This window comes from Bacillus thuringiensis (assembly GCF_001182785.1).
Taxonomy (GTDB): Bacteria; Bacillota; Bacilli; order Bacillales; family Bacillaceae_G; genus Bacillus_A; species Bacillus_A thuringiensis_S.
Window position 1 is genome coordinate 149,690 of record NZ_CP012100.1, and the last position, 14,480, is coordinate 164,169.

A 14,480-nucleotide genomic window follows, 5' to 3' on the forward strand; every position below is an offset into this window, starting at 1 on the left:
TCTCTATTTATTAGCATCTGTTCTAAAACATTTAAGTATTTAGAAATTTACTCACCATATTTTTGAATTTAAGTTTGTCATAGTTTATATACTGATTTGCCATGTTACGTATTGGATCCCCCGCGTAGAATCGCTCATATAATTCATGCCGAGACCCTAAAGGGCTTCCAATTATATCCCATCCCAACTTAAAGAGCTTTGTTTTTTGATCTGCTGGAATAGTAGCTCCTTTAAAATATTTTTCTAATAGATGTGATAATGGACTTTGAAAGTCCTCTACACGAGAAGGTAGTTGTATGAAGCCTCCCGCTCCAATAAGTTGTAAAACTTCTATAGCTCTTGGATAATACTTAGATCCTAGATTTCTTGCTGTTTCAATGTATTTAAAATTAGGTAAATATGTTTTATGTTCATCTAGCTTCCCTTCTCTTTCTGAAGAGAGTAAAAGAGCTCTGATCGTTTCAATTTGCATTATAAGTTCCCCAAGCTTTTCTTGGACATGTAAATAAGAGTTAGCACCAATTGCCTCCGCCATTTCACAAGCAATTGCTGTAACGAATTCTAACTTTATTAATAATCGAACAATCGCTTGGTGATAAGCTAAGCTATTGGAGGCTACATCTGATTTTAATTTCCATAGAACCTCTGGATTATCATACAGTAATACACGTTCCCAAGGTACAAAGACATCATCAAAGATTAATAATGCATCCATTTCATCATATTTGGAGCTAATCGGTGAATTCACTTGTTGGGAAAAATCAGTTGCGAACGACTCCCGACAAATCATATGTAAACCAGGAGAATTTGCAGAAACAACAAGGAAATGAGCTAAAGAGCTTAATTCACTTTTTAATCGTGTTACAGGATAAATAAGTAAATCATTCGAGTATGGCGATGCGGTTCCAATCATCTTGGCACCATTTAAAAATATCCCATCAGTAGTTTTTCTTGTAATTCTTAATAAGCCTAATTCATTTATATCGACTGGATGCTGAGCAGATCGATTTATTTGTGGATCACGTTGAATTACACTTATGAAACGGTGTTGATCTCTTGCCTTTTCATAGTAATTTGATATTTTATCAGGAAATTGAGGATCAAACTCTTTATATGATTCACGAGCTGCATACCACCCTGTTAATCGAGAGCGAGCATAATCGGATAAACGGCTCATAACCCCATCTGTCATCTGACTCCATGTTTCAAAAGCTGTCCGTCTTTTTAATATATCCTCGAAAGATTTTGGTACTAAGAAGGCTGCATGAACCCATGTATGCGTTTTAGGACTTAGATAGCCAACTAATTGCTGATGTGTAGGATCTTTAAACAAGTCATATAAATGCGTAATAGTAGCTAACGTACCTTGGAAATTTTCATTCTTTGTGACATCAATTTGTTTACCTTTTAGCCAAACACTCCGTCCGTCTTGTAGACTTTGTATGAAATGATTTTTAAATTGATCCATAATTACCCCTTTCAAAATGAACAATTTAAAGGAAAATAATTAGCTCATATTACATCTTATTAAGAAGAATGGATTGTTACTCCTTCTAATGATGGGGAGTATACATGGAAAGTAATAGCTGGTAAGGGCATAGTGTTCTGTATCATATGAATCGTATCTTTATCAACAGTAAATACATTTCCTTGCGTAAATTGTTGCGTTTGATGATAGGTTGGTGTAGTCTCGGAGGGTTCAAAATTGTATAGGATATTTTGTATGCCGCCTTGTACAATATAAATACACCCCGTCGAAGTACCATGATTATGAATGGGAGTTTTCGCCAAGCTAGGGAAGTAAAGAACCATTACTTCCAGGTTTTTTGTATGATAAATGATATTTCGTCCGTATTCCAAGTGTTTTGGGGCTGTAATATAAGGAATGACATTTTCAGGTGACAAATCAAATGTTTGTACAATCTGTATAAGCTCCTGTTGACTATATACGTGTGAAGAATCAAAGCTACGCTTTATAATTTCGATAAATTTCATAATACGTGCTCCTTTTTCATAAAATTTATATCCATCCTAATATAGAATAGTGGACAACCTCTCATAATATATCTATTCAACTTTCTGAAATACTTTCATCCAAACGTTGAAAAATAAGAAAAAATAAAGGAAATCTACTTTAAAATAGATGAGATAATAGAAATTGAAGACCTCTCTTTAATATAAAGAACCAATTATTTAAATTTATGTTTTTTTCACACCTTCCAATTATCTACTGAAATCCAAATGTAGCAATAGCTGTAACAAAAACGACCGTTTAAGGAACTCTACTTAGTTCTAACAAAACTGAAAGAAATATGGTCAAAAGTCAGTTCCAAAACTCATTACCAAAAACAAAGTACCATAACAAACATTAAATGTCGTTTATGGTACTTTGTTAACGTAAAACTAAGTTTTACAACTTAGAAATTCCTTAGCGTACGAAATTCGCGTTTAGTTGGCTATTCTTTACGTTGGCAAATCGAAATTTTATTTAAAACGTGGAAGTCATTCTTTCAAATTCATCATTGTAAAAAGATTTTACTGAGGACTAAAAAAAGAGAGCATGGCTCCCTTTTTTAATTATTTACTATTTAGTTTTGTTTCAAATTCAGTTAAATTAGTTGAAGTGTTACTAAACTTTTGTTCAGAAAGTTAACTAGATTTTCGTGGTTCTTTCATTCTGTTTTCCATAGGAGCTACCCCTCGTATTCCTTGCAATATAGCATTTGCTAATCCTTTTAAAAGTTTTTAAAATTTCACTTGTGCATGTGTAGTAGTTTCTGTAAATTTATCAGATTGACTAGCTGAAACTCCAAATGAAAGAGGTGAAAACGATATAGACGGAGAAACTTGGAATGTTGTTTCTTGATGCAAGTACTTACCATAAGCATCCATCTGAGTAGTAGCTGCTAATTTATCAACTGTATAATAAGAGAATGCGGATAAAGTTAGTACTTTTTCGTTATAACAAGCGTAGGATTTATTAACATTATTAGGTAAATCAATATTTAAAGCATAGCCAGAAGGCCCTTTTGACCATTTGTTGCTGTCCTTGGTATAAGTTGCATTCTTAGATTTAGTTTTATTACAATCATACTTTAGTTTCCATTTTTGTTGTCCGTATTGTGATCCTGGAGAAGGAGCCCAAAAAGAACTGTTAACACCTGTTCCTATAACATCTATTTTTCTATTGCTAGGCATAACACTCCATTCTATTGAAGTTTTTACTCTGTACTTTTGTTTCGCTTTTAATGAGACAATATTAGTTGTAACTTTTTTATAAGATGTGGTATTTGAATCGCTAGAAAGTCTTGCCATACCATTGCTTTTTTGAATTCTTTTTGCTTCTTCTATTTGAACTCCATTTAAATACGTGTTCTTATCAATTTCAATTTCTTTACTAGAATTGTTAACTCCATTTTCAGTAACTTTAATAAACTTTTCTTTGGTAGCTACAACTTGGCCATCAATTTCTAAGTTTTTCATTATTTCCATTTCAGGCATGTCCGAGATTTCTTCTTTAGTGAAACCTAAAGACTCTAAATGTTTTATTTGTTCTACATTTAGCTCAGTAGCTTCAACTCTAATACCACCTATATTAAATACTATAAAACCCATCAAAAAACCAACAAATAAGTATATTTTTTTCAAAATAATCCCCCTTATTATTTTTATATTGTAATTTAATGATACGAGTACTAGGTTTGTTGCATTTCAAAGGTGGTTTACCATTGAATTCGAATTTTTATAAATCTGCTTGATAAACCATATATCTACCACTACCAAGGGTAACGAATACTTGATTCTCTTTAATTTTTACTACAGTACCGTTAGAAGTATAATTATTTAATTTTGTTTTTGCTTTAACAGAAATTTTATTATTTCCATCAATCTGAACCAAAAGCATCTGACCAGAGGAACTAATTACTATTGCATGTTTATCCTTGAGTGCTACTACTTTATTCCATTTATAATTTTTACTTTCTTGATCAGTCAGTTCTGAACTCTCAATCTTTTTTCCTTCTTTATTAAAGAGGGCGAATTTTGCACCTTCTCCAACAGCTATTATAGTACCATCAGAAAGTCTGTCAATTGACGTAATATCATGTTTTGTTGATCCCCAATCCCCAAAGTTGATGACGTTTCCATTCCCTAGTGACATGACTTGATATTTTCCTTTATCACCTACCATCAAGATCTGGTCTTCACATAACTGAATTGAATCGTTAATATTCCAATCATTTGGCCATTTTCCTGTTCGTGTTACGCCATAAGAATTACCATCAAGGATAGCATAATAACCTTTATCGTAAACTAATAAAAGCCTTCCATCCAATAGTTGCTTAACAAATCTCGGATTACGTTTGTCTGATAGTTGTCCTTGTTCAATTAAACCTGCAGATGAATCTACAACTTTCCATTTTCCTGATGTACCCGCAATAAAAATGTTGCCATCAGCAGTTTTTACAATACCTTTTGTAGGAAAAGAAGGTTTGTTCTTTTCATGTGAAACCATTGATCCACCAGATTCAGTGCTTAATACAGCTAAATCAGTAGAATTGCCAACAAAAATAGTATCCCCATCGATACCTACAGCTTCCTGAATAGTGCCACTTCCATCCCATTTATTACTCACAACACCATACAGATTTGCTGCACTTGCACTTGTAGGTAGTATTAGTAAAGCGCTTGCAAGTAATAATGTAGATAATTTCTTGAATTTAATCATATTTCCACCCCTATCAATTGTATTTTATAAACTGTATATTAATACATTAACACATAAGGCAATAAAAGGTAAATGCTATAATTTATTTATCAAAACAATTTAGAATAATCTATCATATCATTCGATATGATAGATTATGAAGGTTTTCCTTTAAATAATAATAGATATAAAATTTAGCAAGGAAAAATTATGAATAACTGTGAAAAAGTAAAATTTTTATTGAATGGCTGTTGTTTTAATGCCATTTATTGCTGACTTATTGTTAACGTCTATAATTCAGCTTACGAATACCAATTTCACTCGAGATTTTCTCCGCAATAACTGAACTACTTATCTTTAAACTGTGCTTCTTCCGTAGAACACTTCAACGCCGTCGTAGAAGAAGTTCCACCCGTGATCACTTGTGCTATTTCATCAAAGTAACCTGTTCCGACTTCGCGTTGATGACGCGTAGCAGAGTAACCATGCGCTTCTGCTGCAAATTCAGCTTGTTGAAGTTCAGAATATGCTGCCATACCTCGTTCTTTATAGCCGCGTGCTAATTCAAACATACTGAAGTTAAGCGAATGGAACCCTGCAAGTGTTACAAATTGGAGTTTGTAACCATATGATGCCATTTCTTTTTGAAAGTTTTCAATCGTTTTTTCATCTAATTTTTGTTTCCAATTAAAAGATGGTGAACAGTTATATGCAAGTAGCTTACCTGGATATTTCTCATGAATTGCTTCTGCAAAACACTTCGCATCTTCTAGACTTGGTTCAGACGTTTCACACCAAATAAGGTCTGCGTATGGTGCATATGCTATGCCACGAGCAATTGCTTGATTGAGCCCCGCTTTTGTTCTATAAAAGCCTTCCGTTGTTCTTTCTCCTGTAATAAATTCTTGATCAATTGGATCAATGTCGCTCGTAATTAAATCCGCTGCTTCTGCATCTGTTCTTGCCACGATTACTGCCGGCACACCCATTACATCCGCAGCTAAACGAGCAGAAATTAAATTACGTACCGCCGTTTGCGTCGGCAATAATACTTTTCCACCTAAATGTCCGCATTTCTTTTCTGAAGACAACTGATCTTCAAAATGCACACCCGCCGCACCTGCTTCAATCATTTCTTTCATCAATTCAAATACGTTTAATTGCCCACCAAAACCAGCTTCTGCATCGGCGACAATAGGTGCGAAATAATCTATATCACTGCTGCCTTCCATATGCTGAATTTGATCAGCACGTTGCAACGTTTGATTAATTCTTTTTACAACAGAGGGCACACTATTCACTGGATATAAACTTTGGTCTGGATACATATTTCCAGATAAATTGGCATCAGCAGCTACTTGCCAACCACTTACACAAATTGCTTTTAAGCCTGCTTTCACTTGCTGCATTGCTTGATTTCCTGTTAATGCACCAAGTGCATTGATGTAGTCTTCTGTATGAAGAGATTGCCAAAGTTTCTCTGCACCGCGGCGTGCTAATGTATGTTCAATATCAATAGATCCTCGAAGACGAATAACATCTTCAGCACAATACGGACGTGATACCCCTTTCCAACGCTTATCTAAATCCCAATTTTCTTGTAATTGCTGAATTCTTCCGTCTTTCATTTCTTCCATCTCCTCGTATACTATCTTTCATTTATTCTTTCGAATAACTATTGCACTAAATATTTTCTTGGCCGCCCGGGGATATTCCTGGATAATGCAGATAAGAATATAAACTTTCTTTTATTTGTTCTTGGAAGAAGAGATTAATAATTATAAAGAGGTATCGTGCTATGAAATTCGAAGACTAGCCTAAATTTCATCTTATTTTTTCATTAGATAAACCCTACTAATTTCTCTTTTCACTTAAAGGTTTCGTTTAAACTAAAAAATAGAGCCTCAGGAACAGGATCCTCAGACTCTATTTTTTAGTTTATATAGGACAGCATAACTTTCTCTAATTCTTCTTTACTAACATCATTTGCAAGTAATATGACTTGATAAGCGCTATTCTTTCCTTTTGCAGGAATAATGCCTTCCATATACTTCGTATTACTTTCAGACGATTCTACAAAAGTAATGTTTGCACCTTCTAATTTATAATTTGTTATCTTTTCACTATCTTCCATTATCCCGTAAAATGGATTTTCTTCTTTATCTCTAACTACAGATTGATTCACAACATACCAAGACAACGAATCTCCTCTGTGATATTCAGAAACAATAACGGGATTCTTCCTACCAGGAAACAACGAAGTTTGAACTTCTTCACCAGCTAGTTTAAACCCATTTACTACAACAGGTGGTGTCTTAATTTGAAAATCAAGGTACTTCTGTGCTTCCTTTTTAGTTAATCTAAAATCCGAATAAATTTTCCTTCTAAATGGTTCAATTTCTTTTTCATTTTCCTTAAATTTGTTCTGTTCCTCTGGGCCTAATTTGTCAGGATTCCCCACTAACCTTATTTTTTTACTCAAAGTATATGACTCTGTTTCTAATTCAATAAACCGTTTAAATTCTTCTTTCGTAAACAGCTTTCGCGCCACTCCAAGTTCTGTAAGGAAAATATTGTACTCTCCTTCGGTAATTAAAAATTCTGCTTCTGCCTGTTCTTTTGTACCAATCATTTTTTCAACTATTTGCTGCAAAGAGTTATCGGGTTGTGTTTTTAATTCTTTCATACTATTTTTCTCTTCTATTTGCTGTTTCTTAGAGTTAGTTGGCATATCAGCACGGGCATTTAATAAGGACACAGATGATACTGCAATAACCGCAACAACCCCTAGCGCAGACCAACGATATGAATTTTTTTGGAATTTTTTAATCATTAGTATTCTCCTTTTTAACGCTCTTTTATTTTTACTAAAATTCGCTATACTTGGTACATGATAATAACCTGAGTAATGCTCCAAAAGACTAATAATCGTATGTCCATACGCAATTTGTTCATCTGCATCTATACATGTAAGAGCTAATGCATCACATGCAAGTTCTTGGTCTTCCCTCATACATGAGTAGGCATACCAAAGAATAGGATTAAACCAATTTAAAATGAGTAGGCCATGCATAAGCCAGTTCACACCAACATCTTTTCGTTTAATGTGAGCTAATTCATGATGGAAAATATAGCGTAGTTGTTGTTCATCTAATATGTTCATATGTACACTTGATAACAACAACTTAGGCCGAATAAATCCGAACACTGTTGGACTGGGAACCTTTCCAGCTACAAGTAGAGGAATATCTCGTTGTACAGACATAGATTTCTTACATTCTTCAAAAATCTGGACAATCTTCTCATCTGTAATAACAGGTTGTTTTTTTATGTATAGTAATAAACGCCTGTTCATTATTATAGTAGCAACGCTTAGAAGGATAACGCCCATAAGCCAAATGTAGATAATGATTGTATAAAATGAAATCTTCTTATCATCCTGCTTTTCATAATTGTATGTCTGTACCTTGTTTCCCTCAGTAGCTAGCGCTGAACTAGGGGTATTTGTAACTTCTTTTGCAAGTGACTTTGTATCTTCTGTATATCTGAATTCTCTCATGTTTTCTTTTGTAAGAATACTAGTTACAGGGTTTCGGCTAGAAATGAATGCATCATCATTCTTGTAAGTAAGAACAGAATAAATACTATAGGAACTATCTGGCGACCAAGGTAAAACAAGTCTTATAATTAATATCATCCATAGCATGTATTGCCAACGTGGAGTTAATTTATTTCTAAACAAGACCTTGATACATAAGATTAGGACCACTAATATACTAGCCATAATAGAGGTCTCTATCAACCAATCGAAAAAATGAGGCAGATAGACATTTATAAACATTTCTATCATTATGATCTATCCTTCCTCTGATTTTCCTCAGTTTTCTCATCCAGGATACGTTTAAGCTCGTTAATGTCTTCTGAAGACAGCTTTTCTTCTTTCAAGAAATTTACCAGTAAAGGTTTAAATGCTGCACCATAGAAACGTTTTAGCAAAGATTTTGTTTCTACTTGTAAATAATTATCATGCGAAACCAAAGGATAATAAGCGTACATTCGCCCTTTATCTTGATGGTAAGCAACTGCTTCTTTGTGAACTAATCGATTAATTAGTGTTCGAATCGTTTTGGGTTTCCAATCCATATTCTTCTCCAACTCTTCAATCACTTCATTTGCCGTTTGTGGAGATTTTGACCAAAGTACTTTCATTACTTCTAACTCAGCTTCTGAAATTTTAGGTAATTCTTTCATTCGTTTAAATTACACCTCCCTTGGATTACATTTGTAATCAGTAATTGAATATTACACTTGTAATCTTATGTTGTCAATCTTATTTTATATTTGTGAAATCCTTTCCTATGCCCATCAACATAAGAACGAAAGAAATTAACATAAGTATAAACTTTCATGTCCTCCTAATGGATCAAGAATATAGATGCTTCATAAATTTGTTTGTTAATAATATTAAATTAATTTTTAACTTCACACTTAATTAGTTTTTGCTATTTTTACAAAGTAACCACTTTGGTGTCTTAGTTTAAAAAAATACCCATTTTCTTGTCTCGATATATCGACAAGAAAATGGGTACTAAATGAAAGGGTTTATAGATAATTCAGCATTCTACACTATAAAATTAGTTCCTACTTTCATGTCTTTGTACACTTGTTGTATGTACAAAGACGTGAAACTCTAAACTATTTAGACAAGAAAGTCTAAAATAAGCTCATTATTAATAATGAGATCCACGTTTTTAAATATAAAAGACCCAAAACAATAATAAGTAGTTTTAGGTCTTTTTCTTAATAATTTCTTATCTAATTCGAAATTATTAAGGCTTAAATATTTAAGTATCTTTAGTTGAAAATTATATACTTATTACTTTTCTGTTGGAAGAACAATTCCTTTATATAATTGAACTGTAATAAGATAATAAATTGAATAGATAATTAGGAAAATCAGGATTGGTAACCAAATACGGAAATATGGATCAATTAAGATAAAACCAAAAATGTTCATGCCCAATAACACGTGAACCATACCTACTATTCCTGGGAATAAAAACACTAAAAATAGCTCTTTGTAAATCGATTTTGTTAATAACTCATGGCGAACTCCAATTTTACGAAGCATTTCATAGCGTACAGTATCTTTTGATGCACCGGAAAGAATCTTAAACATTAAGCAACTTGCCATCATCGCAAGGAAAGCAATACCCAAAAAGAAGCCCATAAATACTGTTCCACTGGCGCTGGCATAAATTCCATTATAGATTTGATATTTACTGAAAATGTCATCAGCCGTGACATTTTTATATTTAACTAGCTGTAACTCGTCAATTTTTTTCCATTTGTCTAAATATGTTATAAAATCATCTGTTTTTCCAATTACAACGATGTTTTCTTTCCCTTGAATTTCATCATATATTTTTTGATCTACTATTTTTTTTACTTTTTCCATGTAATTTAAATAAGTTGGTTGAAGAGAGCGTAAAGCATAATCCCACCCTTCTGGGATAACGTTTGTATCTTCCCTATTCTTCTCACCATAATTTGAAATGGCTCCTACAGGAAGCTTTTCAGATACTCGTTTTACTTTTCCTCTATCCTTTTTTTCTATTCCAGCTTGTACAAGCGGACGATTTTTCTCTAAATCTTCTTTCAAGTAATAAATATACTTCTCATCCACTTTATAGCGATATTCATTCTTTTCTTTAAATGTAATGCTATCTAAAATGTTCTGTTCTTCTGCTGTTGGATTATGAAGAACTGTATCGTATATTTCAATTTGATCAGTCGATTTCATTACGTTATTTTTGAAAGCCATCCCACCTGAAATTGCTCCTGCACCAAGTGCAACTAACATAGCTACTGTTGCGAGTACCTTTGTCAAACTATTAATACGAAAGTTTAATTGTGCAAATGTAAAAGCATTAAGACCTTTCTCACTACGCTTTTTATTACTCTTTAATTTTTGAATAATAAGCGGAAGTACAGAAGTAAATAACATATATGTTCCCGCTGTAGTGGTAAGCATCGCAATCATAGGACCCTGTTCTTTTAATTTATTCATATAAATCATAGAAGCATATCCAATTCCTAATAAAATAATGGCAAAACATGAAACAATCCCAGTCCACTTCCCTTTAATCATTGTACGTTCTGCTGAAGCATCTGCATGTACAAGTTGTAGAACGGAGATACGTGATAATTTCACACTATTCATAATGGCAGATAACAAAAATAATACCAAGAAGAACATACATGTAACCAACATCGATGGGACATAAAATCCTTGGTAATCACTCGCCGTAAAATCCAGTTGCTTCATAAGGAGCTTACCAATTCCTTGTGAAAGCCCTATACCTACTGTAATTCCAATTATTAAGGATACTGCCCCAATCATAATTGTTTCTAGAAACATAAGTAATGTTACCTTATGTTTTTTTGCCCCTAACATCATATACATCCCAAATTCTTTTTGACGAAGAGACATTAAAAAAGAATTGGCATATAGAACATAAAAGAATGTTATAATTCCAAGCAAGGATGTTCCCACTTGGAACACCATACTAATTGAGCGAATAGTAGAATTTGCTTCGATAAATGCTTTATTTAACGCAAGAGTTTGAAACATATAAAAAATTGAAATTGACATAACAAGACCAACTAGTAAGACAATATAATCACTCAGCTTACTTTTTAGTCCTGACATAGAAAGTTTAAATATCATGATGGTTGTCCTTCCTTATCCTTTTTGTGTACCTAAATCCGCTAGTACATCTAAAATTTCTTTATAAAAAGATTCACGTGTACCACTACGATGAATTTCTTTATATAGCTCACCATCTTGGATGAATAAAATACGCTGGCAATAACTTGCACTATATGGATCATGGGTAACCATCATAATTGAAACATCTTGTTTTTCATTTAAATTTTTCATTGCTTCTAAAAGGCTTGTTGCATTTTTTGAATCCAATGCACCTGTTGGCTCATCCCCTAAAATAATTGCTGGTTCATGTACAAGCGCTCGTGCTGCCGCAGAACGTTGTTTTTGTCCACCAGATACCTCAGATGGATATTTTTGAAGTATTTCCGAAATCCCTAACATATTGGCTACTTTCTTTACTTTTGGGCCAATCTTACGCGATGGGACACCTTGAAGTGAAAGTGGAAGAGCAATATTTTCATGAATAGATAGATTTTCTAATAAGTTAAAATCTTGGAAGATAAAACCTAATTTTTGAGAACGGAAATCTGAAAGTTCTCCTTGTTTCATTTTAGTGATATCGATACCAGCAATTTCAACAATACCTCCAGTTGCAGCATCTAATGTTGAAATTACATTTAATAATGTTGTTTTTCCCGAACCGGACGGTCCCATGATTCCAACAAATTCTCCTTCTTGAATTGAGAAGGATACATCTTTTAAAGCGTGGGACTGATTTTCACCTTTTTTACCGTACACTTTTTGAACATTTTTTACATTTACAACTGAGTTGTTCATCATATTTTCCTACCTTTTCTTTAATTTGAAACAATCATTTATTATTTAAGTTTTTCTTTTGCCTTTTCAGGAACATCTTTTTCCTGCACTTTCTCAAATTCGTAAACATACTTTCCTTTTACATGAGCCTTTAAATAAGAATCTGAATAACCATCTTTTTTAGAAATTCCTAATTTAACGGTATTTTCATTACCTGATGTATCCACTCCGTTTAACTCGTAAAAATATCTCCTACCGTTATGTTTAGGATCAGGTTTTGCTTCCCCTTTTGTAAGAACATATACATCTTTTTCTTTCACTAACGGATTAAATCGATCTACTGTTTCTCCTCCCATATAAGTCAATAATCCACCTCCTACAACAACAACTCCTGCTACTGTAATCCATGCTTTTTTCATCTATTTTTTCCACCTTTCTCTTTCCTAAAAGATTAAATATCTTCTATTAGATTGCAATAAGAATAGGTATGCTCTCTAACACATCCTTGAGTATAAATAGCGTTTCTTAATAAAAAGTGAGGAAGCTTCTTAAGTTTTTCTTAATAAAAATTTTTACAATGTAAGTACATAATATATTTTTTTAAAAAATATATTTCTTATGTTTATACCCCATAATGCAGATTGCTCAGAGTATAAAAATAAAATTAATATATCACTTGAGTATTTTATTGTAATTGGCTAAGTAGTTTAGAGATTCATGTCCTTCTACATGTACAAATGTACAAGGAAAAGAAACTCTAAACAAAATTTTTATAGATTTAAAGAATTATATTCATTTAATCTTGTGTAAGAAGACATGAAAATGAATACTTTTTTATAAAGGAATTGCTTTAGTTATATATATTCATCATGATTTTCAATAGCAAATCTATTAATTTAAAGAGAGCTTTATTTCTGTACAGCTGCGTATAAAGATTCTTTCTGACATAAAAACACGATGTCTTAAGAGACATCGTGTTTTTATGTCAGAGATTCATCTCTTACTTCAATAATTTTATTGTATATTAGCATCTTTTTCTTTTATCAAAATTAAACTAAAATACCCGATGAGTAAAAAGACAGCTGCTAAATAAAAGCCTGCTTTCATACTCCCAGTATAAATTGATAATACTCCTGTGATATATGGAGCTAGTACACTTGAAGACATTCCTATAAAATTGTATAGTCCAAAAGTTGTGCTATATAGATTTTGAGGAGCATTATTTGCTACAAAAGCTACAATTATTGGATCCATTGCAATTTTCCCCATAAAGCCATATAATACTAGCCCCACTATAATCCAAACAGTACTATTAGTAAAACCAATTAAAAAAGTAAAGATTGAAGAAAATATCAACATAAACTTCATGATTTTGACATGTTTTTGAAAACGGTCGTTTATCCAACTAAATAAAATACTTCCAGGAATCGCTAAAAGTGCAATTATTGCCGATAAATAACCGGCTATACTACCTTCAATTCCTTGTTCAGTTTGAAGATAATAAGGAAGCCAGGTTACCATAACTGAAAATCCATATAATGAACAAAAAGCGACAATATAACTAACTATTAAGTTTCTGTTCATTAAAAAGAGTTTAATTGAACTTGAGAATTTTTTTTCTTCTATATCAATTTTCCTCTTTATTGAATTATTATTTTTACTATCATTTTTAATAGTAAATAACATTATTATTGACACTATTATTGTTAGTAGAGCAAAAATAAAAAAAGTAATTCTCCAACTAAACCCTAAAGATAGCGTAAAATAACTAGAAAATATAAACCCTAGAGATAACCCTATCGCTCCTCCACTATTTATTATTGCACTCCCAATTGTTCGATATTTATTTGGAATAGACTCTGATGATAATGCAAATTGTGGACCATAAAAAGTTCCTTGTCCAATCCCAGAAATCGTCCATGCAGATATAAGTAACAAATACCCTTCTGACAACCCCGTTACAGCTAAAAATATTCCAGAAATCAGAAATCCAGGAACGAGCACCCATTTTTTTGAATACCTATCTCCTAAATAACCCGATGGAATTTGTACAATTGTATAAGCTAAGAAAAATAAACTATTCATAAGCCCTATTTCTGCATTGTTTAATGAATAATCACTTTTAACCTCCCCTATTACTGGGGTTAAAATAGCACGATTTCCATATATAAAAATCCAGCCTAAAAAAAATACAATAACTAATCTTATCCAATAAGGAGTCATTTTATTTTTTATTAATACTTTTTGTTTCATTATGTCCCCCTTTTAGAAATTTAATATCATGGTCTT

General features: G+C 32.6%; 11 protein-coding genes and 2 pseudogenes. 1 reads left to right on the plus strand and 12 read right to left on the minus strand.

What is annotated here, in order from left to right; genetic code table 11:
• Window positions 1-31: 31 nt before the first annotated feature.
• Together AC241_RS27920 and AC241_RS27925 are read right to left on the minus strand one after the other, a co-directional pair.
• On the minus strand, window positions 32-1,468 hold the full coding sequence (locus tag AC241_RS27920; protein ID WP_050845057.1) for a 4-hydroxyphenylacetate 3-hydroxylase family protein: 1,437 nt from the start codon (window positions 1,466-1,468) through the stop codon (window positions 32-34).
• Window positions 1,469-1,527: 59 nt separating this feature from the next.
• The gene (locus tag AC241_RS27925) at window positions 1,528-1,995 is read right to left on the minus strand and encodes a cysteine dioxygenase (RefSeq protein ID WP_050845058.1); all 468 of its coding nucleotides are present in this window, start codon (window positions 1,993-1,995) and stop codon (window positions 1,528-1,530) included.
• A gap of 462 nt (window positions 1,996-2,457) precedes the next feature.
• Between AC241_RS27925 and AC241_RS33580 the strand changes: the two are divergent.
• Window positions 2,458-2,535: pseudogene (locus AC241_RS33580) on the plus strand (transposase); the annotation flags it as partial.
• A gap of 42 nt (window positions 2,536-2,577) precedes the next feature.
• Here AC241_RS33580 and AC241_RS35305 read toward each other — a convergent pair.
• From AC241_RS35305 to AC241_RS27970, 10 genes and pseudogenes are all read right to left on the minus strand, one after another.
• Window positions 2,578-2,727: pseudogene (locus AC241_RS35305) on the minus strand (ribonuclease); the annotation flags it as partial.
• A gap of 18 nt (window positions 2,728-2,745) precedes the next feature.
• A complete protein-coding gene (locus AC241_RS27930; RefSeq protein ID WP_050845059.1) occupies window positions 2,746-3,648 on the minus strand; it encodes a hypothetical protein in 903 nt (300 codons plus the stop codon).
• Window positions 3,649-3,742: 94 nt separating this feature from the next.
• Window positions 3,743-4,726 (minus strand): hypothetical protein, encoded by a 984-nt coding sequence (locus AC241_RS27935; protein WP_050845060.1) that lies wholly within the window; start codon window positions 4,724-4,726, stop codon window positions 3,743-3,745.
• A gap of 326 nt (window positions 4,727-5,052) precedes the next feature.
• On the minus strand, window positions 5,053-6,333 hold the full coding sequence (gene aceA / locus AC241_RS27940) for an isocitrate lyase (protein ID WP_048564064.1): 1,281 nt from the start codon (window positions 6,331-6,333) through the stop codon (window positions 5,053-5,055).
• Between the two features lie 305 nt (window positions 6,334-6,638).
• Window positions 6,639-8,555: a M56 family metallopeptidase gene (locus AC241_RS27945; protein WP_050845061.1), complete on the minus strand. Its 1,917-nt coding sequence runs from the start codon at window positions 8,553-8,555 to the stop codon at window positions 6,639-6,641.
• Entirely contained in the window at window positions 8,555-8,956 is a 402-nt protein-coding gene (locus AC241_RS27950; RefSeq protein ID WP_050845063.1) for a BlaI/MecI/CopY family transcriptional regulator, read from the minus strand. Before AC241_RS27950 ends, AC241_RS27945 begins: the two co-directional genes overlap by 1 nt.
• Before the next feature lie 625 nt (window positions 8,957-9,581).
• Window positions 9,582-11,435, minus strand: coding sequence for an FtsX-like permease family protein (locus AC241_RS27955; RefSeq protein ID WP_050845064.1), 1,854 nt, complete (start codon window positions 11,433-11,435; stop codon window positions 9,582-9,584).
• Window positions 11,436-11,450: 15 nt separating this feature from the next.
• Complete coding sequence (locus AC241_RS27960) at window positions 11,451-12,212, minus strand: ABC transporter ATP-binding protein (protein WP_050845382.1); 762 nt, start codon at window positions 12,210-12,212, stop codon at window positions 11,451-11,453.
• A gap of 41 nt (window positions 12,213-12,253) precedes the next feature.
• On the minus strand, window positions 12,254-12,610 hold the full coding sequence (locus AC241_RS27965) for a YxeA family protein (protein WP_050845066.1): 357 nt from the start codon (window positions 12,608-12,610) through the stop codon (window positions 12,254-12,256).
• Window positions 12,611-13,205: 595 nt separating this feature from the next.
• Window positions 13,206-14,444, minus strand: coding sequence for an MFS transporter (locus AC241_RS27970; protein ID WP_050845068.1), 1,239 nt, complete (start codon window positions 14,442-14,444; stop codon window positions 13,206-13,208).
• Window positions 14,445-14,480 lie beyond the last annotated feature (36 nt).